Source organism: Lapidilactobacillus salsurivasis (assembly GCF_054785215.1).
In genome coordinates this window covers 291,683-317,075 of sequence record NZ_BAAABI010000001.1, presented here as the reverse complement: position 1 = coordinate 317,075, position 25,393 = coordinate 291,683, and the positions used below count along the sequence as shown (strand labels likewise).

The following is a 25,393-nucleotide window of genomic DNA, read 5'->3' as shown; positions in this document are numbered from 1 at the left end:
GTGCTAGCCATCACCGTTGTGGCCGCGACTGTTAATGAGGTGTAATGATGTACGATACTGCAGAAACATATTTGAAATTTCCCGATTTGCCCAACGCCTTGGCGACCAAGGATCTGACCGTTAAATACGATGAAACCCTGGCCTTGCAGCCATGTTCCGCGGTTTTCCCGAAAAATCGGATCACGGCCTTGATCGGACCATCAGGCTCTGGTAAGTCAACCTTTCTGCGTTGTTTGAATCGGATGAATGATGAGGTCGCCGCGATTGGCGGCCAAATCATGCTTGATGGCATCAACATCAACGATCCCAAGCTGAACGTTTATCAATTGCGGCAACAGGTGGGGATGCTGTTTCAGCAACCGAATCCGTTTGCGCGCTCGATTCGGTTTAACTTGTCCTTTGGCGTGTTAGAACATCAGAAGATCAGCGCCAACGATTTGCGCCAGCGGATGGAGCAGGTGCTCAGCATGGTCGATCTTTGGACCGAATTGGATGGCGATCTGGAGCGCAACGCCTTGCAACTATCCGGCGGTCAGCAACAGCGTTTGTGTTTAGCGCGGACTTTGATGTCGATGCCGCAAGTTTTGCTATTGGATGAGCCGGCCAGCGCATTAGATCCAATTTCGACTGCCAAAATCGAAGCAAATTTGCTAGAATTAAGGCAGAACTATACGATCATTATCGTGACCCATAATTTGGAACAAGCGGCGCGGATCAGCGATTATACAGCCTTCTTCTACGATGGTCATTTAATGGAATATGACACGACCGCGCAGCTGTTTATCAAGCCACATTTGGCGATGACTGACGATTATTTGTCAGGGAATTTCGGGTGATGATCATGACAGAGAATAGTTTGACAACCAAAGATGTCAAAGTTAGCTATGGTCAGCACGAAAGCCTCCATGGCGTGACTTTGGATTTCCCTAAGAATCAAATCACGGCCTTGATGGGACCTTCCGGCTGTGGCAAGTCCACCTTTTTACGTTGTTTGAATCGGAGTAACGACCTGATTCCCGACGTGAGTGTTAGCGGCACGATCGAGTTTGAACAACGCGATATTTACGGGCCGAAAGTCAATGTGGTTGCTTTACGGACCCAGATCGGCATGGTTTATCAACAGCCCACGCCGTTTCCCTTCTCGATCTACGAGAATGTGATTTTCAGTCAGCGCATGATCGGCCTGCACGATCGCCAGAAAGCCGACGAAATCGTGGAGCGCAGCCTGCGCCAAGCCGCGATTTGGGATGAGGTCAAGGATCGACTCCAGCGCTCGGCCCAATCGCTATCTGGCGGGCAGCAACAACGGGTCTGCCTCGCCAGTGTTTTGGCCGGGGCGCCAGAAGTGATCTTGCTGGATGAACCGACCAGCGCCCTAGACCCAATCGCCAGCGCCAAAATCGAAGGCACCTTGCTAAGCCTGAAGGACAGCTACACCATCGTGATCGTCACGCATAATCTTCAACAGGCCAGCCGGATCTCTGATCAAACCGCTTTTTTACTGAATGGCGATTTGGTCGAAGCCGGCGCCACCAAGACGATTTTTATGACGCCGCGGGAACAAGCAACCAGTGATTATTTGAATGGGAAATTCGGATGATTTCGGATAGGAGACAATCATGGCACAACAATTTTTTGATGAGTTGAAGAGTTTGCAAACCAACTTCATGAACATGGGCATCACCGTCAGTGAACAAATCTATCAGTCGACCAAATCATTTATTGATCACGACAAGAAGCTGGCCCACGCGGTGATCAGCACCGATCATGACATCAACGAGAACGAGATCGACTTGGAGAAACAGGCCCTTTATTTAATGGCCTTGCAACAACCCGTAGCCACCAATTTCCGCGAAGTGATCTCGATCCTTAAAGCTAGTTCAGATTTAGAGCGAATCGGAGACCATGCAGTTGGCATTGCCCGCGAAACGATTTATATTAAAGGTAATCAACGGATCCCCAAAGTTGAAGAACAAATCGCCGAAATGACCAACAGCGTCCGCAAAATGTTGGAAGAAGCGCTGGATGCTTATTTCCACGAAGATGCGACTGTTGCAGAGAACGTCGCGAAGGCCGATTTGGGTATTGACCAACAGTTCATTACGATTCGCAAAGCCATCACCGATACCGAGTCGCAAACTGTTGATCTAGCGCCGGCCAGCGCCAGTTATCTGATGGTAGCGCGGTTCTTGGAACGGATTGGGGATCATATCGTCAACATTACAGAGTGGATCGTTTATAGCAAAACCGGAAATATCGTGGAATTGAGTAACGATAAGCGCCGCTGAGTGTGTGGGCAATGTTTGGCGCCGAGCTCGATGTTTCTATTCTTGGATGTTCGCTTGATTGCAGGTGTAGGTGGGTGTTGCGCGTGAGCGCAACCGGTTCGGGCCATTTGTGCGGCTGGAACGCAGTGGGCATCGTTTTGAGCCAATCCGCAAGACCCGCGGCTTGTCTCAAAATCGAGCCTTATTCTAAGCGGCAAAGCCGCAAAGAATAATTTCACTGCTGAGCCGCATGGCCCGAACCGGTTGCTGAACAGAATTGAGTCTATCTGCAATCGAAGTTGGATATCTGACGAAGTGGTTTTGCGAGATTGAGGTCAAACAATTGCCCTCTTTTGGATGGTACAGCAACACCAACGGAATTGGATCAGGCGGTCGCGACATTTTGCGTAGGCTGAACATCTCAACTCGTTTCCTGAACGATTCGTGAGTGAAAACCGATCGATTCAGTTGATTCACTGATAACTAGGTTTGTTTATCAGACAGACTGTACTGGTGTTACCAATTTGAAGCTTGAGACCACTAACCACGGTCGTCAATTGCGTGGTTCCTCATCAATTGGTCATAACTTATTGGACGGCGTGAGTGCTCAAACGGCTGTTAAAACGTTGAGCGGCTGGAGCGGAGAAATTCGGGGTGAGATCGCCGTGAAATTGTCCTTGGCGGCTCTGCCGCTTAGGACAAGGCCTGATTTTGAGACAAGCCGCGCACTTTGCGGATTGGCTCAAAACAGCGCCCACAGCGAGCTCACCCCGAATTTCGCAGCGCAAGCCGCGGGCAAACTACGGACGAACTACTTTCAATCAGCAGAAGCAATTTCAACAAAAAATGGTGCCAAGACAAGAAGCGAAAGTTTAGGTGTAGACTAATGCAAAATAAGATATTGGTCTTGACCAAACAGCTCAAAATTTTTATCATGCTTAACGAAAAACTCACCGAGCAGCATTTCTCGGTGTTCAACGTCACGTCCGCTTTAAGCGCGGCTCAAGCGATTACCAGCCAAGAATTCAGCGCTGTGATCCTTGACGTGGATTGTCTCGGTTTTGAAGCGTCCAGCCAACTGGTCGCGCAAAATCGAGACGCAATCAATGGTCCCATCGTGATTTTGGACGCCGCGCCCACGCCAGATAATTTACTGGCTTTGTTCGCGCTGCGAGTCGATGATTACTTGGCGACCCAAGTTTCTTTCGCGGAACTATCCGCGCGAATCCAACAGCGGATTTGGGTCTACAAGACCCATGAACACGAGCGACCGGTTCACCCAGAGTTAGCGAACGAGGTCAAATCGTCCGCGATCCACTTGGACGACCTGACCATTGACCTGCAACATTACCAGGTGTTGCGCCGCGGCGTTGATTTAGGGCTGACGCCAAAGGAATTCAAGTTACTGATTTATTTGATCAACCATAATGGTCAGGTTTTGAGTCGGGAACAAATTTTAAACAAGGTTTGGGGCTACGACGAGCTGGAATCTTCGCGGATCGTTGATATTCATGTCAGCCATCTGCGCGATAAAATCGAGTTGGATTCCAAGAATCCCCAAATCATCAAAACCGTGCGCGGCTTTGGCTATATTTTCGAGGATAAACACCTAAAAATCGACTTTCAAAAATAAACCGTCAGCGGCTCAACTGACGGTTTTTGAATTGCGGGCACCGCTTTTCGGTGCGGGACGGCAATGCCAACTGATTTCGGAAGTCTCAGTTCTTGAAACTCCACTCGGTTTTAGATGTGGTGGGGTTTGGTGGTGACGCAACCGCCTCAGGGCGTTTATGGTGGCTGGAACGCAGTGGACGCTGTTTTGAGCCAATCCGCAAGGTGCGCGGCTTGTCTCAAAATCAGGTCTTTGTCTAAGTGGCAAAGCCACTAAGACAAATCTCACCGCTGAGCCACACGTCCTGAGGCGGTTGCTAGGCAGAATTGAGCCAATCCGCAATCGAAGTGAAGGATTTTACGAAGTGCTTTTGCAGGTGTGGTGGTCAAATGATTGTCCACTTTTGAGGTGGTCCCGCAACATCAACGGAATTGGATTAGGCAATTGGTACAGTTTGTGTTGGTTGGACATCTTTACCTGCTTCCTAGACAATTCTCAGTTAAACCGGCCGATTGAGATGATTTATCAAGAACTTGCCTCGGTTTATCAAGCGGACTGCGCTGGTGTCACCAATTTAAAGCTTGTAACCACTAACCACGGTCGTCAATTCCGAGGCTCTCTATCAATTAGCCATAGCTGGCTAGCTGGCGTGAGTGCTCAAGCGGCTGTTAAAACGTTGAGCGGCTGGAGCGGAGCGTGGCGTTGGTGGTCCGTTTGTTCGTCTGGCGTAAGGTCGGGCTGGGGGTGAGTCAGCCGCGATATTATTGTTGGCGATTTATCGCCTACAATAAGGCCGAGCTTGAAGATTTTCGGCGGGTTTCCGAAAAGCTTCAAGTCGTGCCCGCCGCGTTCCACCACCTCCAGCCCGACCTGGAGCCCCACCACATCTGCCAACCACCAACGCCACGCGCAGCGCAAGCCGCGGTCAACCTACTTTTATCTGCAAAGTGCCGCTTTCCACCACCGCCATCGCGTCCAACGACATACCAATCGCAGGCGGACTTGTGCTATACTGAAAGCAATCAAATCGAGTTAGATAAGGGGTTGTTTCGTTTTTGAACGGAAAGAAAGTCCAACATTTAACCGCCACCCAGTTGATTGCGTTGAGCTTCGTCGGGCTGATTTTATTGGGCACGCTATTATTGAATCTACCCATCGCCAGCAAAGACCAGCAATCGGTGGGCTTTTTGAATGCGTTGTTTACGGCCACGTCGGCAAGTTGCGTGACTGGGTTGGTGGTGGTCAACACATTGGCGCATTGGACGTTGTTCGGACAACTGGTGATCATTTCCCTGATCCAGCTTGGCGCGCTAGGGTTTATTTCGATTTTTTCAGCCAGCTTATTGCTCTTCAATCGGCGCATTTCTTTGGAAAATCGGGTCGTGATCAAAACCGCCTTTGGTCAGGACCGCATTGGGGGAATGGGCGCGTTTATCAAGCGGGTCATTCAAATCACGTTGACCATCGAGTTGAGTGGCGCGCTTTTACTGACGCTTTTCTTCCATCAAGCGCAGTCGATCAGTTGGGGCAAGGCCGCTTATCAAGGCGTGTTCCACGCGATTTCGGCGTTTTGCAACGCCGGATTCGATATTTTGGGAAACAGCAGCTTACAACCGTTTCAAGGCAATTGGCCCATTGTGTTAACCGTCGGCGCCTTGATCATCCTGGGTGGGTTAGGCTTTCCAGTAATCATTGAATTCTTCAAACGTTTGCGCGCTAGGCGCCAGTGGTCAGTGCGGCGGCGGCTCCAAATGCTGTCAGTTCATAGCAAAATCGTGTTTGTTATGACCGGCAGTTTATTGTTAGTCGGGACTTTAGCGATTTTAGGGTTGGAATGGCAAAATCCGGCGACTTTAGGACCACTTTCTTGGGGTAACAAGATTCTTAACGCCTTCTTCCAATCGGTCACGTTGCGGACGGCGGGCTATTTCTCCATTGACCAAGCAGGATTGACCGACTTGAGTAAAGCCATTTCGTCGATGTTGATGTTAGTCGGCGGCTCGCCGGCAGGGACCGCCGGTGGGATCAAAACCGTCTCGGTTGCGCTGATCCTGATCGCGGTGCACGCGGCCATCAAAGGACGTTCGCAATTGATCGCCTTTCACCGCACCTTACCCTTGCAATTGCTTCAAAAGGCTTTGACCGTGGTTTCCATGTTTGTGCTTTTGGTGTTGGGCGCCGTCGTGATTCTAACGTTCTCTGAACAAAATTCTGGTTTCTCGCACAACTTGTTGGATCTGGTTTTTGAAGTCAGCTCCGCGCTGGGAACCGTGGGCTTGACCACCGGCATCACGCCGCATCTTAGCGAAATCGGGAAAATCGTCATCGCCTTGTGTATGTTCATCGGGCGCCTATCGCCAATTACGGTGATGGTGGCCTTAACGCGTCAAATGAATCAGCATGACGTGCGCTATCCCAGCGCGACCGTCATGATTGGATAGGAGTAGAGAAATGGATATTGATCGTACAAATCTACAATTCGCCGTTTTCGGCTTAGGCCGTTTTGGCATGAGCATCGTCCGCACCTTGGCCGATTATGACGCCACTGTTTTGGCTTGCGACATCAAAGAAGAACGCTTGAATGAGGCGGCGGACTACACCAGCCACCTGGTTCAGGCCGATGTTGCCGACGCTGATACGCTAAAGGGATTGGATCTAGGTGATTTCGACGTGGTTGTTTTGGCCATGGGCGAGAATTTCGAAGCCGCGATCATGGCGACGATGACCGCCAAAGAATTAGGCGTACCGAAAGTCGTCGTCAAAGCCCTAGGCCAGCGCCAAAAGAAAATTCTCGAACGCCTGGGCGCCGATCGGGTGATCCTCCCTGAAATCGAAATGGGTGAGAAAATCGCTCATAGTCTGGTTGATCCGGATATGATCGACATTTTGGAGCGCGCCGGCCGGCAAGCGATCACCGAGCTGCACCCCCGGGCTCAATGGGTTGGCCATACCGTGGCCGATTTGGATATTCGTAATAAATACGACTACAACATCATGGCGGTGATTCGTGATCAGAAAATCATCATTCCCGTCCCAGCCGATCTGACTTTGCAGGCGGATGATGTGCTGATCATGTTGAGCACGGAATAGGCGTTGGCGATGGTTATTCCGGATGCGGCGAGTTTGCATTGTACTCGTGTTTGATTGCAGGTGTATGTGGGTGTTGCGCGTGAGCGCAACCGGCTGGGACTGCTGTTGCGGACTGGAAACGTGCTCACCGACCCAGCTCCCTGCGCTTAGCTACGCCATTGTTCCGGAAGCAAAGTGCGGCTTCCAAAACAATGGCTAGGCTAATGCTCAGGAGCTGACCGGGTCGGTTCGCACTCTGTTTCGAACGTGGTGGGCATCGTTTGGAGCCAATCCGCAAAGTGCGCGGCTTGTCTTCAAATCGAGCCTTGTCCTAAGCGGCAAAGCCGCCAAGGACAATTTCACCACTGAGCCGCGCAGTCCCAGCCGGTTGCTAGGCAGAATTGAGCTTATCTGCAATCGAAGTTGGACATCTAACGAAGTGGATTTGCAAGCGAGAGGTCAAAACGATCGCCAACTTTTTTGGTGGTACTGCAACATCAACAGATTCAGATTCGTAGGTTGTTACATTACAGATGGCGGCGCTTGATTGCAGGTGTGGTTGGTTTGGATGTGGACGCAACCGCCTCAGGACGTTTGTCGTGGCTGGAAACGTGCTCACCGACCCAGCTCCCTGCGCTTAGCTACGCAAGGCTTCCGGAAGCAAAGTTCAGCTTCCAAAATCCTTGCTAGGCTAATGCTCAGGAGCTGACCGGGTTGGTTCGCACTCTGTTTCGAACGCGGTGGGCATCGTTTGAAGCCAATCCGCAAGCCCGGCGGCTTGTCTTCAAATCGAGCCTTATTCTAAGCGATAAATCGCTAAGAATAATCTCACCGCTGAGCCACACGTCCTGAGGCGGTTGCTAGGCAGAATTGAGCCTATCTGCAATCGAGGCGAAGGATTTGACGAGGTGCTTTGGCAAGCTAGAGGTCAAACAATCGCCCTTTTTTGGGAGTGGTACGGCAATGCCAACTGATTTGGATTAGAAAATCGGGATATTTTGTGTAGGCTGAACACTCTCTGCTTGTTTCCTTAACAATAATTGGTTGGTAGCCGACCGATTCAGCAGATTCATCAAGGACTTGCCTTAGTTCATCAGGTAGACTGTACAGGTGTCACCAATTTAAAGCTTGTAACTACTAACCATGGTCGTCATTTGCGTGACTCCACATAAATTGGCAACAGCTTGTCAGTCGGCGGAAGTGCTCAAACGGCTGTTAAAACGTTGAGCGGCTGGAGCGGAGAAATTCGGGGGGAGATCGCCGTGAAATTGTCCTTGGCGGCTGTGCCGCTTAGGACAAGGCTCAGCTTTGAGATTCGCGGGTTTTGCGAAGCTCAAAGTGACGCCCACAGCGAGCTCACCCCGAATTTCGCAGCGCAAGCTGCGGACTATATTGAAACGTATCCACTGACTAGGTCGGTTTGCACCCTTTTGTCAATCCAGCTCAAAGCAAGCTGCGGACAACCTGCTTTCAACCAGAGCCCGCAAGCAGTGCGCTGACAGGCATTCCCGAGTTTTTGGTAACAAAATGTAACTTGCCACTTGACAAGCACCCGTTTTTTCTGGAATAATAATTGTAACGAAATATTGCACGATCGGTTGGAGCTATGCTTTCAAGGTAAACCTTCTTGGGGTGAAGAAGGGCCTGTTAGGCATAGTTTTTTTGTCGGTCTGAATTGAAAAGGAGTTTACTATGTTTTATAACCAACATCGAAAAGAGGTCCTCGAAAAACTACAAACTTCCCGTTTTCGCGGGTTGACTGAAACAGAAGCGGCGGCGCGGTTAGAACGTGACGGCCGTAATGAATTGGTTCAAAAACAGCCGGATCCCGGCTGGAAAATCTTCATTCGCTCATTCAAAGAACCCATCGTGATTGTTTTATGGATCGCGGTTGCGCTGGCGATTTTAAGCGCGGTTTATGATTTTCAAGTTAACGGTGATTTTAGTCATGGGAAGGCGTCTTTATACGAAGCAATCGCGATTTTCGCCTTGATCATTGGTAACGCGGTGCTGTCCTATGTCCAGGAAACCAAGGCGCAGAAGTCACTAGATTCGCTGAAACAACTGGCCGATCATCAGGTGGCTGTGCTGCGCGACGAAGATTGGCAAAAAGTCGATGCCGCTGAATTGGTCGCTGGTGATATTGTCTCCGTGAAGATGGGCGACTTCCTAGACGCCGACTTGCGCTGGCTAGCCACCAATGAATTGCAGATCAACGAATCTCACTTAACCGGTGAAGCGGAGCCCGTCGCGAAAACCCGCTTTATGTTGGCGGATGACACGCAGTTAGGCGATCGCACCAATATGGGCTTCTCAGGCTCCACCGTGGTTAATGGTAATGGGGTCGGGGTAGTGGTCGCGACTGGGATGGCTACCGAACTGGGACATATCGCCAATCTGTTGGATAGCGTGGAAACGAAGAAGACGCCGATTGAACAAACGATGGCGAATTTGACGCGCAAATTAATGTACGTGGCGGCAGCAATCGTGGTGATTGTGCTGGGTTATGGCATCGCCAAAGAAATAATTGCCACTGGTCAGTTGACGGTCAGTGGCGTGGCGGATAACTTGTCCACGGCGATTGCTTTGGCGGTGGCGGCGATTCCTGACGCTTTGCCTGTCGTCTTGTCGATCGTGCTGACGATTGGCGCCACCAGTCTGGCTAAAAGTAAAGGCCTGATCAAGTCTTTGAACAGCGTGGAAACGCTGGGGGCGACTACTTTTATCGCGTCGGACAAAACCGGAACTTTAACCAAAAACGAAATGACTGTCACCGATTTCTGGGCCAATGGCATTGCTTATGAAGTCGATGGGAATGGCTACGAGCCCATTGGGGAGATTGAGCCCGTTGATGAAGCCGATGTGGGTCGTTATGATTACAAACGTTTCGTCCACGCGGCGGTCTTGAACAACGAGGCCAGTGTTTCGCAAAACGAGCACGGCCAATATCGCCCCTTTGGCAATCCCACCGATGTTTCTTTGATCGTTCTCGGTCAGAAGGACAAGGTTTTCCGCGATGATCTGTTGAACCAAACCGGTCAGGATGATTATGATATTTTGCGGGTCTTTCCCTTTGATAGCACGCGGAAAATGATGAGTGTGGTGGTCAAAGATGGCGCGCAATACAAAGTGTTGACCAAAGGCGCGCCAGATGTGATCCTGACCAAAACCGATCAAGTCTGGCTCGGCGATCAAATGACGCCGGTCGCGACAGCCAAGGAGCAAGTTGAAACGCAGATCCACCACTACGCGCAACAAGCGTTACGGACGTTGGCGGTGGCTGAGCGGACGATTTCGTTGGAATTGGCTGAAAATGGGACTCAGGCCGAATTGGAACAACATTTACAATTATTAGGAATCGCCGGAATCATTGATCCACCGCGGGCCGAAGTCAAACGTTCGGTGGCGGTGCTGGCTAAAGCTGGCGTCAATGTGGTGATGATTACCGGTGATCACGCGGAAACCGCGCGGGCGATCGCGTATCGGCTGGGGATCGTTCATGACGAACAAGCTCGAGTTGTCCAAGGTCGGGAGATCGAAGCGATGAGTGACGCGGAACTAGCGGCGGTGGTGCCAGAGATTCGGGTGTACGCGCGGGTTTCCCCAGAACACAAACAGCGTGTGGTCAAGGCGTTGCAGGGCCATCAAGAAATCGTCGCGATGACCGGTGATGGTGTCAATGACGCGCCAGCTTTGCGCGCGGCTGACATCGGGATCGCCATGGGCATCAATGGCACCGAAGTCACCAAAGATTCCGCGGATCTGATTCTGATGGACGATAAGTTTACGACGATCGAGAAATCTGTCGCCGCTGGTCGGACGATTTTCGGCAATATCAAGAATTTCATTCGCCATGAGTTGACCACCAATGTGGCGGAAGTGCTGTCCTTGTTGCTCGGCGTGTTCTTTATTACCGCGCCGATCGGTCAAGTCTCTGAATTGACCCCGACCTTAACTGCCTTGATGGTTTTGTGGGTCAACATGATCAGTGACGCGCTGCCGTCATTTGCCTTGGGCTATGATGAGGCGGAACGGAACATCATGAGTGAGAAACCACGGGACACGAAGCAATCAGTCTTCGCCAACGGTCTCTTGTCACGGGTCTTGATCCGGGGCGTGCTCATGGGTGGCTTGGTGTTCGCGGCCTTCGTTTGGGCCGCCCAAGCGGGTTATTCTGCCGCTGAGGCGCAAACGATCGCCTTCCTGACCTTGGTGTTTGGTCAGCTGTGGCACGTCTTTGACGCGCGGAGCACACGCACCTTGTTCCGCCGGAATCCGTTCAGCAATCTTCATTTGGTCGCGGCCGTTTCCTTCGCGGCGGTCGCTTCGCTGGTTGTGACCATGTTCCCGCTGTTCACCGCTGTTTTCGGCACGGTGACCTTGACTTGGCAACTGTATTTGGCCGTGATCTTCATTCCGGCCTTGCCGACGCTGATTCTTTCCGGGTTGAAAGAACTCTTCCCGAAGATCACGTTGTGGTAAGACCAGCCGCTAAATAAAAGTACGGCTCAGATAAAAATGTTAATCACAACTGGTCCAGCGCCTGCGTTTTCGCGGCGTGGGACCAGTTTTTTGCCTGCTGCTGGTGGCGAACAGTTTTGTCACATGGCCAGTAATTTATTGTTTATCGATAAATTGATGCTATAATCAAGATAGAATTTATCGATAATCGATAATAAAGGACGGCGAGGAAAATTATGAAACGCGAGACAAGGTTGTTGCAATTGGCCTTACTGGTGCTGACGCTGGGCTTGGTCGCGGTGGCGGTCATTGTGATTCCCCATTTCTTGATTGGCTTAGCGCGGCTCTTTCCTGGCGCTTGGTGGTGGCCGACGTTGATGGGAGTCGGGCTTTATCTAACCGCGCTTCTTTTCGCGGGGATCTTGTGGCAAGCCGGCCAACTGGTGCGGCGAATCCAGCGGCGCCAAGCCTTCGCGGTGGCGTCGGTGACCGCATTGGCGCGCCTGCGGAATCAAGCGCTGGCTATCAGTTTGATTTATGCGTTGGAATTACCGATCTTCTTCATTTGGGCCGATCGCGATGACGCGCCGGGGTTATTGGCGCTGGCCATCGTCTTTGTGGGCGCGGCCTTGGTGATCGGCGTTTTCGCGGGCGTCTTGAAGCAACTCTTACAACAAGCGCTGGAACTTCAAGAAGAACACGACTTAACCATTTAGCAGAGTGCGAACCACCCCGGTTAGCTTCTGAGCATTAACCTAGTCAGGATTTTGGAGGCTGGTTTATGCCTCCGGAAGCCTGACGTAGTTAAGCTGAGAGCGCTGGGGTGGCGAACACGTTTCAAAAGAAGGAGCTTATGATCATGAAAAAAAGTATTCGCTTTCTGCAAGTGATGTTGATATTGATCGCCGCATTGGCCGGGCTGATCCTAGTTGACCTGGTGCCCTTCGTCCTAGGCGATTGGCTTCGACTGGTGGGGTGGCTCCCCGGCGCAATCGGCCTAGGCGTTTTCATGTATTTGGCTGGGATCCTTTGTTTTATCGCGCTGGGGTTAACAATTATTGTCCTCCAAAGTTTGATTAAAACTAGTTTCGGCGCGCCCCTGGTGCGGCAACGCTTGCGCTGGATCCAAGGGTTACTTTGGGGCATCAATGGTCTGCAATTATTGTGTTTACCTGGCTGGTGGCGCTATGCTTATGTTAGCCGCACCCCCCAAGTCCTTACCTTCAACCTTGCGTTCTTCCTCGGCGTTTTTAGCTTAGGGGTGCTTGCTTATTTGCTCCGGCAGTTGAGTTTACAACAGGCCGCGTCCGGTTCAAATGAGGTGACCCGATGAAAATCGTCGTTGATCTGGATCGCTTGCTGGCCCAACGGCAAATGACCCTGACCGAACTCTCGGAACAAGTCGGCCTGACCTTGGCCAATCTATCAATTCTGAAGACCGGCAAAGCCCGGGCGATCCGCTTCAGCACACTAACGGCGATCTGTGCCGCCTTGGACTGTCAACCCGGCGATTTGCTCCACGTGGTCGCGGATGAAACTGAGTCACCAGATTAAGGATAAATGCCATTCGAAAAGATGAAAAAATAGCCCTAGAAATCAAATTTCGATTTCTAGGGCTATTGGTGATTTAAGACCAGTCAACGCTCACCGCCGTCACCGAAGCAATAACTTAGTTACGTTGGTCCCGACGTTTGCGGATGGTCAAGCCACCAACTAAGACAAACAGAGATAACAACGCCGTACCAATGACTTGAAGGCGCCGTTGTAGCGTTTGGCGATCACCGGTTTGGGGCAGCGCCGATTTCACTTGTTGCTTGACGGTCTGGATCGCACCAGTTTGGGGTAACTCGATGTTCTCATCTTCGTCAAGCCCGTCAGTTCCCTCAGCACCATCATTATTTGAAATACCATGATCATCACCAGAATCATCATGATCGTTGCCATTATCAGGGTTCACCGGCCGGCTGGGATTGCCTGGATCTTTGGGATCAGTTGGATCAGTTGGGTCCGTTGGATCGGTAGGATCAGTTGGCGCTTCTACATGGTTCAAAGTAAGGGCTGGCGCTGGTTCAATACTTAATTTTCCCAGATCTGTTTCAACGGTCTGACCGCCGAGATAATTCAATTTTGCTGGATCATTAATGTCGATAACAGTCGGTTCTGCGGTCAGCGTACCTTCAGCGGTTAACGCCAAGTCCGTGTTAGCTGCCGTCAAATTGGCGATGTCTTCAGCCGTCGGCATCGTAATGGCCGAAACCGTACTGGTCTGGCCCGCTTCATCGGTCTCTGTCTTCGTTATATTATCTGGTTCAGCCACATAATAGAAATAAAAGTCAGGATTCCTATTGAAAGCCGGCGCACTGCCCAAAAAATTATTGAAAAATTCGGTGATTGGATCTAGGGTCGTAAACGTATAATAACCGCCAGGTTTAGCCGGGTTAGTGGAATCAACATCTGTCCCCGGAACAAAGTAAGCCGTTAAATGATAAGTCTTACCATTGTCCACATAGGTCGGCAGTAATTTTTGCCTAAAAACACCCATCCAGCGGGCTTTATCAGCCTCAGTTAGCTTGTAAATTATATTGCCTTGTCCATCCTCAGTTTTCATTAAATCATATTTAGAGATTGTACCTAGATCGTCAGTGTTAAAATTTTTCTGACGAATGTTCAAGTTAACGAGACCCTCTGCCAAATCATCTTCCTTGAAAGGCTGACTGGCAATGCTCTCTAAGCTCGACCCGCCGACCATATAAATCGTTTGCGGAACAAATTTCGAACCCCCGTCACCGGTGTCTGCTGGTGTACCATCCGTTGACAGTTGGGTCCCATTTTTCAAACTAGCCTGAGCCTTTTCATTTGCGTCCTCATCAGGGGTATTAGCTGTAATGGTATTCATCAGCGTGTCATACGCCTTTTGAAAAGTATCCAGAGACGCCTTAAACCCACTGATACTGCTAGTAACGGTGTTTGCATCGGTGTAAGTTGACGCTACTAAACGATCCTTTTCGGCGACAGCATTATTATAAGCGATAATACTTGCCAAATAGTTGTTTGCCAACGTCTCATAACTCGTGCCCGCAGTTTGATAAGCTTTGCCGGTCGTCGATAATTGACTACCAATGGCCGCCAATTGCTCGGTCAATAAATTCCAAGCCCCGGTTTCAGCGCCAGCATCAGAAGTCGCCTGCCAAACCGCTTGCGTATTATTGATGCCTGTCACATAACCATTGATCTCATTGATCTTTTGTTGTAAAGCCCGTTCGGCATTTTTCACGGTGACTAACGCTTCAGCGCCAGCCATCGTCTGGTTGTTAGCGGTGAATTGCGTTTGCAAACTGTTATTGAAGGCTGTCAAATCTGGCAAATCACCGTCTGCAGCTTTTTGACCAGTCTTGTTGGCATCTAACGCAGCCTGATAAGCGTCTAAGGCGGTTTGGTACTTATCTTGGCTCGTTTGCAAGTCCGCTGTCGAATCACTTAACACCTTTTGTGCGTCGGCAACGCTTTGGCCTAAAGTCCCCAAATCCGGCATGGTCACGGTGACACCTTCAGCTGCCTTGGTTTTCACTGTGTCTAAATACGTCCTATACGCCGTATCCCAAGCCGTGGTATTCGCCTGCAAAGTTGCCAGTTTGGCCTTCAATTCTTTGGCTGTGCTGGCTAATTCGTCAGCGTCTTTTATATCGGCAGAAGTAGCCGCGTCATAGGCTTTTTGAGCTACGATCGTTTGTTCAGAAGCCTTCTGGACCTCCGCCTTGGCCGCTTCGACTTCAGTGGTATCTACGGCGGTGATACCTGACAAATCAATACCTTGTAACGTCTTCAAAGCTTCATTGTATTCATTGACCGCTTTTTGCCAAGCGGCCAAATTCGCCGTCACTTGGTCAGCTTTACCAGCCGTATCCTTGTAGGCATTCTGAGCTACGTCATAAGCCTCTTTTGCGTTCAAATAATTTTTCACATCTTCAAAGGCTTGCTCGCTAGGATTCTTACCATCAACGGTTGCGCCGGCAGTGTTTGTCTCGATGGTCGGAAAATTACTTGCCGCTTTGTCGTTGTAATCAGTCACGGCGGTATTGTAAGCCGTCAAAGCTTCGTCATAAGCGGCTTTCAAAGCAGTCAAGTTAGCGACTGTCGTAGTAGAGTCACCAATAGCAGTATTCAAAGCCTCCGCGGCAGTCTGTAAGGCAGTCTGGGCCGTATTGACGCCAGTAGCGTTAGCATAATTGTCAAGATTGTCTTGTAAATCCTTCAATTGCTGCTCAACCTGATTCTTGTAAGTAGCGACCAAATTGTCATAGTCAGCAATCGTGTTGCCTTTGTCATCCTCGCCTTGGGTTACTTTGTCGACAGCGTTCGGTTTGCTGACAATCAAGGCGTCAATGGCCTTTTGGTAAGCGGCTACGGTGGCGTTAGTAGTGGTGACAGAGTCAGTGAAAGTTGCGGCCTGGGTTTGGAAATCATTCAGGGCAGCTTGCAACTTAGCTTGCCAGCCGTCAGTTTGCGTTAGCTTTTCGTCAGCCAATAACGCTTGCAACGCGGCCAAACTCTTGTTGGCGGCATTGGCGGACTCATTTGCCTGGTCCGTTTGATCCTTAGCGTCAGTGTAAGTGTTGTTCAGATCCTCGGCCTTAGTCGGCGCGGTCTGCGGCTCGTCCGTGGATGTTGTCGATTGGTCGCTGGAAGTGTTACTAGCAGCACTGTTGGTCGCTACGTCGTTAGTATCATCAACGTCATCATTGGTGGCAGTTAGTGTTTCCGATGTAGCAGAAAAGAGCGAACCTGAAGAATCAGTCGCTACTTCTTGATTCGTTTTAGTTGTTGTGATTGCCGCCGGTGTTGCCACTGTAACAGTGGCCGCTTGCGCGGTTGTCGGCGTGATCGCCATGGACAGCCCTAGACTCAAGGCTGTGATGTTGGCGTAAACCCAGAACTTACCATCCTTATAAATTTTGTAACGTAAAACCGGTCGAACCCCCGTTTGACTTTTGTGCATTTTCTTATTCAAGATAAAACCCCCCAGTTTTGGTTGAATAGTCAGCTAATCTATTTAATTAGGATAAGATATTATTTTTCATAACTCGCTATAAATATATCACAATTAATTTATACTGCAAGCATTTTGCATCCGTTTTCAAATAAAATCCACTAGCTTGATTAAGACTAGATAATAATTGTGGAGGATTGGAACAGCAGTGTTTTTTAAGAACTCGCGGGTCGGGACGAATCTGTTCGCGCCATTTTGTTCGCGTGATTAATTAAGTGAGCAATTGGCGGCGCGCCCCAGGTGATGGGTGTCGAAACGCATCGCCCCAATCCAAAAAAAAGATGCGTCGATCGACTTGCGATCAACACATCTCTATTCTTTAAAATCTATTCTTTAAAAAGGGAAGCCAGTGGCGCGAGCGACTTGACTGGCCCATAGCGTTGTTTTCAGACGAGACTTGGACGCCCGTATAGATAGCCCTGATGGATGTTGATGCCAAATTCATGGGCCAACATTTGGTCACGCTCATCTTCGACACCTTCAATGACAACATCCAAGCGATACTCGTAAGCTTGCTTCGACCAGAATTTCAAATATTCTGGAATTCGCTCACCTTCGCCGCTTTCGCGCAAATTCTGCATGGCCAGTTTGATTTGGTCAACGTAAGGCAGGAAATGCTTGATATTCTCGTAAGTATTCGAGCCTGTGCCCACATCATCCAGCACCAAACCGATACCATACTGATGCAAGGTCAAGCTCAATTCTTTGACCTGTTGCAAGGTCGGCGCCTCCGTCAGCTCGATCATCAAAGCCGCCGGATCGATCCGTTTCTTCAAGGCGATCAACGATCCAAGGGTGAGAGGATTGTTGACTTGATCAAGGTTGATATTGAACGCAAGCACCCGATGATTGACCGCTGTCTTCAGCTGGTTAACGGTCGTTTCCAACATTCGCGTTTGCTCCTGAATCGAAACATCATTGAAGTCCTTAGGTAAATGCCAGATATTGCAATCTTTCTGGCGTAACAGCACTTCATAACCATACACGGAATTATCTTTTGCATTGATTTGTGGCTGGGCAAAAAACCGATACATCAAATCGCCTCCTCAGTCTTGGATTTGGTAGGGTCTACTTTGTAAAGTGGCAACATCTACTATCCATTCTAGTTCATCCTCAATTAAACCGCAATTGAATTGCATGTTTATTCGTGGAATGATCTCGTCATTAAGTTTGATAAATTTGTCCTAAATTATTTGAAAAAAACCTGCCCGATTTCTTAATTCGCGTCGACCTTGGCAATGCCGACCCGACTGTTTTGGAACTTTGTTGCAATCTATAAGTATATTAGTTGAAACGATTTATTAAGTCAATCACGAAATCGAACAAATTGAACAAGAAAGCGATTTAATTTGCTTTATTTTTTTAAATCATCAGTTTTGCTGTGAGTAAGCGCTTTTGTTACCTCAATCACTTGGTCACCATAAATCCAGTGATACCATGTCTGTTTGGGGGATTGGTCTAGACAGAAGTCGCCGAGATTTTTACATTGATTGGGCGAAAGGTTAAAGAACGGATTAACCGTGACCATTAATGTTTTCTAATTGGTCTGGGTATTTTTTGCCACAAGTAGGCCTGGTAAGTTCTTGGGGGGATACTAGTAAGTTCGCAATCGCGGTCGCCTTTCCCGTAGCACCTGAAACCCAGTTTCCCGTGAATCAGCCAAATACAAAAAAACACCTGAAGCCAAAGGAGCTTGTTTCAGGTGTTTGCACCAGCGCACGCGGTTAAGTGGTCGTCACCTGATGCGCCTTGAGTCTACGGCTGAACAGGATCGACCTGAAAAGCTGCATATTCTTTCAATTGCGTCGGCGATAAAGTAACATTCAACTGCGTCCCGGTTTCGGTGTAGTCTTTCTGGTGAACGTTGGCGCTGGCTTCGAGTTCAGCCACATCCTTGGCGCGATCAAAGGGGAGCAGTAGATTGACCGTTTGATAATCGGCGAAGATAATCGAGGTGATCAATTTCGCTAACAATTTAATGGAGTCCGGATCTTTGGCAGAGTACGTGATGTCATGGCCGTCCAGCTCAGGAAACTTGGTGTCGCCCTTGAGATCCGCCTTGTTGAAGGCGTAGATCATGGGCATATCGCTAATGCCAATTTCCTGAAGCGTTTGGGCAGTGGTCACCATCATTTCCTGATAGTTAGGATCAGAATAATCCACGACTTGGATCAACAGATCCGCTTGCGCCGCTTCAGCCAAAGTGGTTTTGAACGATTCAATCAAGTTGTGGGGCAAATTGCTGACGAAGCCCACCGTGTCACTCATCAGAAAGCGCTGATTCGTCGGTAATTGGATCTCGCGCACGCTGGTATCCAAGGTGGCGAACAGCATGTTTTTCTCGAAAACCTGTTTCTTGCTGCCAGCCGTCCCGGAGAAAACTTCCAACAGCTGGTTCAAAGTCGTTGACTTGCCCGCGTTGGTATAACCAACCAAGGCTACTTGCGGCAAAGCGCTATTGCGGCGACGCTCGCGCTTGGTTTGTTCTGTTTTCGTCATGGCGGCCAGCTGCTGTTTCAAATCACTGATTCGCTTACGGATCGTGCGCCGATTTAATTCGGATTTCGTTTCCCCGGCGCCACGGTTCATTAAACCGCCGCCGCCACGTTGCTGGTCTAAGGTGTTAGCCGAAGGATGGATCCGCGGCAAGGCGTATTGCAGCCGCGCGATTTCCACTTGCGCCTTGGCTTCCCGAGTATGGGCCCGGTCCGCGAAAATTTCCAAAATCAATTCAGTTCGATCAACGAAATGGAGCCCAGTTCTTTTCTCCAAATTAGCCAATTGTGAAGGTGACAGCTCATCATTGATAATGATCGTGCTCACGTCCAGGCCTTGCGCTAATTCCTTGATCTCATTGACTTTACCGGAACCGAAATAAGTCGCCGCGTCCACTCGGTCTAAATTCTGAGTAACTCGATCGACCACTTCCAGATTATCGGCCCGCGCCAATTCTGTTAATTCGGTCATTGTATATTCAAAGCTAGCCTTGCCATGACTCAGGCCGCCAATAATTACCCGCTGGCGGGTCGGGATCGTTTGATAAGTTTCAGTCATAAAGAATACCTCCTAGTTAAGAATAAGCATCTAGGCGAGGTTGACAGTCTGATTTTGGGCATAAAAAAGAGCCGACTCAAGCGGCTCTGGTAATTTTATCGATAAAAATAAAAGACCAAGAAACTGTCATCAATCGTGGTGAATGCTTATTTAGTTGTGTTCGAGTTAAGTTGTTTTGGGGCGATTCTCAAACGCATTCTTGACAGTCCTTTCTTTTGTAGATAAGTTCATCTTAACACGATTGTGCACGACCGTAAAGCAGAAAAAAGTTTGTCTTTGGCAGTAGGTGGTTGCTTGGGCTGGGTAAAAGTAGGGTGTCCGCGGCTTGCGCTGCGAAATTCGGGGTGAGCTCGCTGTGGGCGTCACTTTGAGCTTTTCGGAAGGGCGCCGAAAATCTCAAAGCTGAGCCTTGGTCTAAGTGGCAAAGCCACTAAGACCAATTTCACGGCGATCTCACCCCGAATTTCTCCGCTCCAGCCGCTCAACGTTTTAACAGTCGTTTGAGCACTCACGCCATTTTGCAAGCTATTGTCAATTGATGAGGAGCCACGTAAATGACGACCGTGGTTAGTGGTTGCCAGCTTTGAATTGGTGACACCAGAGCAGTCTGTCTGATGAACTTAGTCAAGTTCTTGATCAGTCAGTTGAATCGGTCGTTTTCACCCAGGGATTGTTAAAGAAACTAGCAAAACTGTTCAGCCTACGCAAAATATACCGACTGCCTGATCCAAATCCGTTGACATTGCCGTACCACCCCAAAATAGGGTAATTGTTTGACCTCTAGCTCGCAAAACCACTTCGTCAGATATTCATCTTCGATTACAGATGGGCTCAATTCTGCCTAGCAACCGCCTCAGGACGTGTGGCTCAGCGGTGAGATTATTCTTAGCGATTTATCGCTTAGAATAAGGCTCGATTTTGAGACAAGCCGTGGTTTTCGGATTGGCTCAAAACGATGCCCACCGCGTTCCAGCCACGACAAACGTCCTGAGGCGGTTGCGTCACCACCAAACCCACCACCCCTGCAATTACGCGAAAAGTCCAATCAAGCAGTCCCAGCCGGTTGCGTCACCACCAAACCCAGAAAACTCGCAATTAAGCACCAATCTTTGACTAGAAGTCGCCACTGAAAAAACCAAACGATCCAAGTAGGAAAGTTGCATCGCCTGAATAAGAACCCTATACTGGAGATGTACAGTTTAGAATCGTTAAAATCTGGCAAGAATCCTTAGGAGGTTTGTTTTAATGACTAAAAAAGTTGTTATTGTCGGTGCGTCCCATGGTGGGCACCAATCGATTTTGGAATTATTGAACCGCTATGATGATGTGGAGATCACCTTATTCGAAGCGGGCGATTTTATTTCGTTTATGTCTTGTGGCATGGAACTGTATCTGGAAAACAAGGTCACGGACGTTCACGACTTGCGCAATTTCAGCCCGGAGAGTTTCCCTGAAAATAATGTGCACATTCTAAGCAATCATTTGGTTACGGCAATCAATACCGCGGACAAAACCGTGACGGTCGTTGATCAAAAGACGCAGACGACCACCACCGCTCCTTATGATAAATTGATTTTAAGTTCCGGAGTCACGCCGAAATCGTTACCGGTTCCTGGCGCTGATTTGGAAAATGTTTACTTGATGCGCGGCTTGGATTGGGCGACAAAAATCAAGGCCAAGTTGGAAGATCCCGCAGTTAAGCATGTGACGGTCGTTGGCGCTGGCTATATTGGGATCGAAGCGGCTGAGGCCAGTCGGAAAGCGGGTAAGGCGGTCACGTTGTTGGATGTGATCGACCGGCCGCTAGGGGCATATTTGGATCATGAAATGACTGATATTTTAGCCAAGCACCTGGATGAAAAAGGGGTTCAGGTAATCACCGACGCCAAGATCCAAGCCTATCTTGGCACGGACCACGTGACTGCTGTGCAAACGGATAATGAAGAAATCGCCACCGATTTGGTAATCCAAGCCGCTGGTGTGCAACCGAATACCGCTTGGTTGCAGGGGACGGTTGCGTTGGATCGCCGCGGCTGGATCAAGACCGACGAGTATTTGCGCACCAATGTCCCTGATGTTTATGCGATCGGCGATGCGGTGCTGGCGTACTCGATTCCTGCGGCGCAGCCAATGCCGATTGCTTTAGCGACGGTTGTTCGCCGTGAAGCCCGCTATTTAGTCCGCCATCTTTTTGAAGAAATTCCGAGCGCGCCATTCAAGGGTGTGGTGGGCTCATCGGCTTTAAGCGTGTTCGATTACCATTTCGCGACAAGTGGGTTAAATACCACCACCGCGGCGAAGGCTGGCGTCGCTGTCAAAACTTCCTTCTACCAAGATTGGTTACGGCCGGCGTATGTGCCAGTTGGGCCAGACAATCCAGAAGTTTATGTGCAGTTATTGTTTGATCCCACCAGCCATCGACTGCTAGGCGGCGCTGTTTTATCGACTTATGATATTACCGCTCAGGGCAATGTTTTGGCTTTGGCGATTCAGCAGGGCTTACGTGTCGAAGACTTGGCCGAAGCTGACTTCTTCTTCCAGCCCGGGTTCGATCGTCAATGGAGTTTGTTGAATTTGGCCGCGCAACACGCGCTCGGTGAGCACAAGTTCTAATTGACCGGGCGAGTGTTTTGAAATAATTACCCACCAAGCAAAATCATTAAAAATACCGCTGACATCAGGCCGTGTCAGCGGTATTTTCTATCTTGATTTCTCGATTTCTTCCTCAGAATTAGCGTGAGTGTTTGGCTGAGAACTTGGCGTTAGGATTTAGCGCAAGTGTTTGACGCAAGAACTTTGCCTAAGAATTTCCACGAGAATTTCTTGGAGAATTTGCCGCTGCGGGTCTCAACGCCGCTGGGGCAGCTGGATCTGCGCTTGCAACATGGGGGTATAGAAACGTTGGTAGCCAGCCGCGTTGAGGTGCGTGCCATCGCCATCTTGGGGATGACTTCCGGAGTTATAGGAAAAACGCGCCGCCATTTTGGCATCGAAAGTGTTGATTTGGCCCGCGCCGTAAAGGTCGATGACCGGAATGCTCCACTTATGACACAGTTGCGCTGCCAGCGCCTGAACCCGGTCTTGTCGCGCTAACGGAATCGCTGGCATATGATGCACCGCCACAAAATAGCGGGGAACGAAAGGATATTTGGCCTGCATTTGGGCTAGGACGTTTTCGAAATGGCCAGCATAGGTGGTCAAATCGAAATTAGCTGGTTGGTAATCCGCCGCTGGGGCGCCCAGCGGATATTGTTGGTCAACATAATTAATGGCGTCATTGGTCGTACCGTCGAAAACAATCAGATCCGGAAGCGCAGCTGGGGCTTGCGCCAGTTGTTTGGCTAAATCAGGAATATGATTTTCGCTGGCCCAAGTGTGGTCGCTGGGTTTCGGGGGAATCATCGAGGCGCCATTGACGGCGAAATTTTGTAGCGTCAAATGTTCGCGCTGGGCGTAATCGTCCAGCAGGCCGATTTTTAGTTCGTGACCGGCAACCAACGAATCGCCGAAGCCGTAGAGTAAAAGCTGATGTTCTGTCATTTTTTCGAAAACTTCCTTATTAGTGCTTGTTTTTTTGAAACGTGTTCGCCAGCCCAGCTCCTTGCGCTTAGCTACGCAATTGTTCCGGAAGCAAGGGCAGCTTCCAAAACAATTGCTAGGCTAATGCTCAGGAGCTACCCGGACTGGTTCGCACTCTTTTTGGCCTAGGTGCTAGAGAGTCAACGTTGGGCGCGGCGCTGAGGTTGTTGGCTGTAGTTTTGCCGCGAGCCAATCGCAGATATAGCCAATCGTCGTTGGTTGGTACCAATCGGCGGAGCCATGGCCGGCGTTGGCCAACGTGACATAGTCGGCGGGCACACCCTTTTTCTGAAGCGCCGTGGCCATTTGCTGACTTTGGACGGGGGAGACGAAACCATCGGCAGACCCGTGTATCAATAAGAACGGTGCTAAACCAGCCTGCACGTAGGTGATGGGGCTGGCTTTCGCCGCCAGTTCCGGAACGGTGTTGATTGGGTGCGTCTGATCAGTGCCCAAAGAAACCCCATTGACCAATAAGGCTTCCGTCGCCGTCGCTGTTTCGTGAAATGGGGCGTCCAAACCCGCACCAATATTGCGCAAATCACTGATGCCATATAGCGAGACCGTGGCCGATACGTGAGTTTGCGCTGCCATAGCCGCGTCTGCGATAAACAAAGGACTCTCGCTAGTTGTGCCGAGAAATTGGGCCAAATAACCACCGGCGGAATCTCCAAGTACCGCGATCCGCAACGGATCGATCCCAAATTCAGCCGCATGTTGACGCAAAAATATCAAGGAGCTTTTGCCATCTTGGACTAACGCGGGGAATTTATCCGGAATCACTCGATATTCGGCTGCCGCTACTACCATGCCACGCTGGGCCAGCGCCAGGCGCAGCTGTAACAGTTTATGCGCTTCTGCTTCAACAAACCCGCCGCCGGGGAAGTAGAGGACTGCTGGCTTGGGTCCGGGGATGCGCGGAATCAAGAGGCTCATTTTCAAATCGCGATAATGGCTGTCAGTCGCGTTCTTATATGTAATGTCGCGGGTTTCGTCAACTATTGGGTCGGTCAACGGTACTGCTGGTAAAATTGTCATCTCAAAAACCTCACTTTATTGATTGATTGTGCACGTCTGCGGACGAACTCTTACATTGTAAGCGTTTTGAGAAAACAGGTCAATCATGGCGTGTGCTAAAGATTTCGCTTCGTTAAAAAGTAGGTTGGCCGCAGCTTGCTCTGCGAAATTCGGGGTGAGATCGCTGTGGGCGTCACTTTGAGCTTTTCGGAAGGGCGCCGAAAATCTCAAAGCTGAGCCTTGGTCTAAGTGGCAAAGCCACTAAGACCAATTTCACGGCGATCTCACCCCGAATTTCTCCGCTCCAGCTGCTCAACGTTATAACAGCCGTTTGAGCACTCACGCCACTTGGCAGGCTATCGTCAATTGCTGGGGAGCCACGCAATTGGCGGCCGTTGTTAGTGGTCATCAGCTTTGAATTGGTGACACCAGCGCAGTCTGCCGGATGAACAGAACTAGTTCTCGGTGAATCAACTGAATTGGTCTGTTTCCGCCCGAGAATTGTTTAGGGAACAGGTAAAGATATTCAACCAATGCAAACTGTACCAACCAAATAATCCGAATCCGTTGGTATTGCTGTACCACTCAAAAAAAGGGCAGTTGTTTGACCGCTAGCTCGCAAAAGCGCTTCGTCAGATACTCAATTGCGATTGCAGATAAGCTCAATTCTGCCTAGCAACCGCCTCAGGACGTGTGGCTCTATTCAGAGTGAGAGCCGACCTGCATTGCTTCTGAGCATTAGCCTAGCAAGGATTTTGGAAGCTGAACTTTGCTTCCAGAATCCTTGCGTAGCTAAGCGCAGGGAGTTGGATCGGTGAGCACGTTTCCAGCCACGACAAACGTCCTGAGGCGGTTGCGTCCCCATCAAAACCCAGCACACCTGCAATTAAAGCACAGACTGCTGGAATCCGTTGGTATTTCCGTACCATCCCAAAAGTGGGCAATTGTTTGACCTCTAGTTCGCAAAAGCACTTTGTCAGATACCCAACTGCGATTGCAGATAAGCTCAATTCTGTTCAGCAACCGGCTGGGACTGCGCGGCTCAGTGGTGAAATTGTCCTTGGCGGCTTTGCCGCTTAGGACAAGGCTCGATTTGAAGACAATTCCCGCTTTTGGAATTGGCTTCAAACGACGCCCACCACGTTCCAGTCCGCATCAGCAGTCCCAGCCGGTTGCGCTCACGCGCAACACCCACATACACCTGCAATTAAGCGCAACGGCATTCTGTCATCGGCCCAAGGACCGAGTCAAATCTTACGATGCTGTTAGTTCTACCAAGGTTTTGTT

General features: G+C 49.9%; 25 protein-coding genes and 1 other annotated feature. Of the genes, 14 read left to right on the top strand and 11 right to left on the bottom strand.

Going from position 1 to position 25,393, the window contains the following annotated elements:
- The first annotated feature begins 47 nt into the window (after positions 1–47).
- From ACYVSB_RS01460 to phoU, 3 genes are read left to right on the top strand one after another with little or no spacing between them, the layout of a single operon-like run.
- A complete protein-coding gene (locus tag ACYVSB_RS01460) occupies positions 48–836 on the top strand; it encodes a phosphate ABC transporter ATP-binding protein (RefSeq protein WP_461218149.1) in 789 nt (262 codons plus the stop codon).
- 5 nt (positions 837–841) lie between these two features.
- Entirely contained in the window at positions 842–1,600 is a 759-nt protein-coding gene (pstB, locus tag ACYVSB_RS01455) for a phosphate ABC transporter ATP-binding protein PstB (RefSeq protein ID WP_461218148.1), read from the top strand.
- A gap of 19 nt (positions 1,601–1,619) precedes the next feature.
- On the top strand, positions 1,620–2,288 hold the full coding sequence (gene phoU / locus ACYVSB_RS01450; protein WP_125599799.1) for a phosphate signaling complex protein PhoU: 669 nt from the start codon (positions 1,620–1,622) through the stop codon (positions 2,286–2,288).
- On the opposite strand, the gene ACYVSB_RS01445 is transcribed toward phoU, so the two are convergent.
- The gene (locus ACYVSB_RS01445; RefSeq protein ID WP_461218147.1) at positions 2,237–2,506 is read right to left on the bottom strand and encodes a hypothetical protein; all 270 of its coding nucleotides are present in this window, start codon (positions 2,504–2,506) and stop codon (positions 2,237–2,239) included. The two genes, phoU and ACYVSB_RS01445, sit on opposite strands and share 52 nt — an antisense overlap.
- 285 nt (positions 2,507–2,791) lie before the next feature.
- Between ACYVSB_RS01445 and ACYVSB_RS01440 the strand changes: the two genes are divergently transcribed.
- The 5 genes from ACYVSB_RS01440 to ACYVSB_RS01420 all read left to right on the top strand — a co-directional run bounded on the left by ACYVSB_RS01440 (position 2,792) and on the right by ACYVSB_RS01420 (position 6,969).
- Positions 2,792–3,154 (top strand): hypothetical protein, encoded by a 363-nt coding sequence (locus ACYVSB_RS01440; protein WP_461218146.1) that lies wholly within the window; start codon positions 2,792–2,794, stop codon positions 3,152–3,154.
- On the top strand, positions 3,154–3,900 hold the full coding sequence (locus tag ACYVSB_RS01435; RefSeq protein ID WP_461218145.1) for a response regulator transcription factor: 747 nt from the start codon (positions 3,154–3,156) through the stop codon (positions 3,898–3,900). Before ACYVSB_RS01440 ends, ACYVSB_RS01435 begins: the two co-directional genes overlap by 1 nt.
- Before the next feature lie 496 nt (positions 3,901–4,396).
- The gene (locus ACYVSB_RS01430) at positions 4,397–4,627 is read left to right on the top strand and encodes a hypothetical protein (RefSeq protein WP_461218144.1); all 231 of its coding nucleotides are present in this window, start codon (positions 4,397–4,399) and stop codon (positions 4,625–4,627) included.
- Between the two features lie 307 nt (positions 4,628–4,934).
- On the top strand, positions 4,935–6,320 hold the full coding sequence (locus ACYVSB_RS01425; protein WP_461218143.1) for a TrkH family potassium uptake protein: 1,386 nt from the start codon (positions 4,935–4,937) through the stop codon (positions 6,318–6,320).
- Positions 6,321–6,330: 10 nt separating this feature from the next.
- Positions 6,331–6,969: a potassium channel family protein gene (locus ACYVSB_RS01420; protein WP_461218142.1), complete on the top strand. Its 639-nt coding sequence runs from the start codon at positions 6,331–6,333 to the stop codon at positions 6,967–6,969.
- Positions 6,970–7,176: 207 nt separating this feature from the next.
- On the opposite strand, the gene ACYVSB_RS01415 is transcribed toward ACYVSB_RS01420, so the two are convergent.
- Positions 7,177–7,365: a hypothetical protein gene (locus ACYVSB_RS01415; RefSeq protein ID WP_461218141.1), complete on the bottom strand. Its 189-nt coding sequence runs from the start codon at positions 7,363–7,365 to the stop codon at positions 7,177–7,179.
- Between the two features lie 281 nt (positions 7,366–7,646).
- On the bottom strand, positions 7,647–7,793 hold the full coding sequence (locus tag ACYVSB_RS01410) for a hypothetical protein (protein ID WP_461218140.1): 147 nt from the start codon (positions 7,791–7,793) through the stop codon (positions 7,647–7,649).
- 339 nt (positions 7,794–8,132) lie between these two features.
- Between ACYVSB_RS01410 and ACYVSB_RS01405 the strand changes: the two genes are divergently transcribed.
- The 5 genes from ACYVSB_RS01405 to ACYVSB_RS01385 all read left to right on the top strand — a co-directional run bounded on the left by ACYVSB_RS01405 (position 8,133) and on the right by ACYVSB_RS01385 (position 12,963).
- Positions 8,133–8,447, top strand: a complete 315-nt coding sequence (locus ACYVSB_RS01405) for a hypothetical protein (RefSeq protein ID WP_461218139.1) — start codon at positions 8,133–8,135, stop codon at positions 8,445–8,447.
- 97 nt (positions 8,448–8,544) lie between these two features.
- Positions 8,545–8,590 (top strand) — a sequence feature (sodium ion sensor (DUF1646 type); this cis-regulatory element may regulate processes involved in with the transportation of sodium ions).
- Positions 8,591–8,640: 50 nt separating this feature from the next.
- Positions 8,641–11,430, top strand: coding sequence for a cation-translocating P-type ATPase (locus ACYVSB_RS01400; protein ID WP_461218138.1), 2,790 nt, complete (start codon positions 8,641–8,643; stop codon positions 11,428–11,430).
- A 215-nt stretch (positions 11,431–11,645) separates the two neighbouring features.
- Positions 11,646–12,125, top strand: coding sequence for a DUF2975 domain-containing protein (locus ACYVSB_RS01395; RefSeq protein ID WP_461218137.1), 480 nt, complete (start codon positions 11,646–11,648; stop codon positions 12,123–12,125).
- Between the two features lie 143 nt (positions 12,126–12,268).
- A complete protein-coding gene (locus tag ACYVSB_RS01390; protein WP_461218136.1) occupies positions 12,269–12,742 on the top strand; it encodes a hypothetical protein in 474 nt (157 codons plus the stop codon).
- On the top strand, positions 12,739–12,963 hold the full coding sequence (locus ACYVSB_RS01385; RefSeq protein ID WP_461218135.1) for a helix-turn-helix domain-containing protein: 225 nt from the start codon (positions 12,739–12,741) through the stop codon (positions 12,961–12,963). Before ACYVSB_RS01390 ends, ACYVSB_RS01385 begins: the two co-directional genes overlap by 4 nt.
- 115 nt (positions 12,964–13,078) lie before the next feature.
- Here the strand turns inward: ACYVSB_RS01385 and ACYVSB_RS01380 are convergent, their stop codons facing one another.
- From ACYVSB_RS01380 to ACYVSB_RS01365, 4 genes are all read right to left on the bottom strand, one after another.
- Entirely contained in the window at positions 13,079–16,417 is a 3,339-nt protein-coding gene (locus ACYVSB_RS01380) for a KxYKxGKxW signal peptide domain-containing protein (RefSeq protein ID WP_461218134.1), read from the bottom strand.
- A gap of 425 nt (positions 16,418–16,842) precedes the next feature.
- Complete coding sequence (locus tag ACYVSB_RS01375) at positions 16,843–17,490, bottom strand: EAL domain-containing protein (RefSeq protein WP_461218133.1); 648 nt, start codon at positions 17,488–17,490, stop codon at positions 16,843–16,845.
- Between the two features lie 721 nt (positions 17,491–18,211).
- Positions 18,212–19,510 carry a GTPase HflX gene (gene hflX / locus ACYVSB_RS01370; protein WP_461218132.1) on the bottom strand — a complete coding sequence of 433 codons (1,299 nt, stop codon included), beginning with the start codon at positions 19,508–19,510 and terminating at the stop codon, positions 18,212–18,214.
- A gap of 362 nt (positions 19,511–19,872) precedes the next feature.
- A complete protein-coding gene (locus ACYVSB_RS01365) occupies positions 19,873–20,034 on the bottom strand; it encodes a hypothetical protein (protein ID WP_461218131.1) in 162 nt (53 codons plus the stop codon).
- 721 nt (positions 20,035–20,755) lie between these two features.
- Here ACYVSB_RS01365 and ACYVSB_RS01360 point away from each other — a divergent pair.
- Positions 20,756–22,123 carry an FAD-dependent oxidoreductase gene (locus tag ACYVSB_RS01360; RefSeq protein WP_461218130.1) on the top strand — a complete coding sequence of 456 codons (1,368 nt, stop codon included), beginning with the start codon at positions 20,756–20,758 and terminating at the stop codon, positions 22,121–22,123.
- A gap of 234 nt (positions 22,124–22,357) precedes the next feature.
- Here the strand turns inward: ACYVSB_RS01360 and ACYVSB_RS01355 are convergent, their stop codons facing one another.
- The 4 genes from ACYVSB_RS01355 to ACYVSB_RS01340 all read right to left on the bottom strand — a co-directional run bounded on the left by ACYVSB_RS01355 (position 22,358) and on the right by ACYVSB_RS01340 (position 25,234).
- The gene (locus ACYVSB_RS01355) at positions 22,358–23,050 is read right to left on the bottom strand and encodes an SGNH/GDSL hydrolase family protein (RefSeq protein ID WP_461218129.1); all 693 of its coding nucleotides are present in this window, start codon (positions 23,048–23,050) and stop codon (positions 22,358–22,360) included.
- Between the two features lie 171 nt (positions 23,051–23,221).
- The gene (locus ACYVSB_RS01350; RefSeq protein WP_461218128.1) at positions 23,222–24,127 is read right to left on the bottom strand and encodes an alpha/beta hydrolase fold domain-containing protein; all 906 of its coding nucleotides are present in this window, start codon (positions 24,125–24,127) and stop codon (positions 23,222–23,224) included.
- Between the two features lie 172 nt (positions 24,128–24,299).
- Positions 24,300–24,515, bottom strand: a complete 216-nt coding sequence (locus ACYVSB_RS01345; protein ID WP_461218127.1) for a hypothetical protein — start codon at positions 24,513–24,515, stop codon at positions 24,300–24,302.
- A gap of 455 nt (positions 24,516–24,970) precedes the next feature.
- Positions 24,971–25,234 carry a hypothetical protein gene (locus ACYVSB_RS01340; protein WP_461218126.1) on the bottom strand — a complete coding sequence of 88 codons (264 nt, stop codon included), beginning with the start codon at positions 25,232–25,234 and terminating at the stop codon, positions 24,971–24,973.
- Positions 25,235–25,393: the final 159 nt, after the last annotated feature.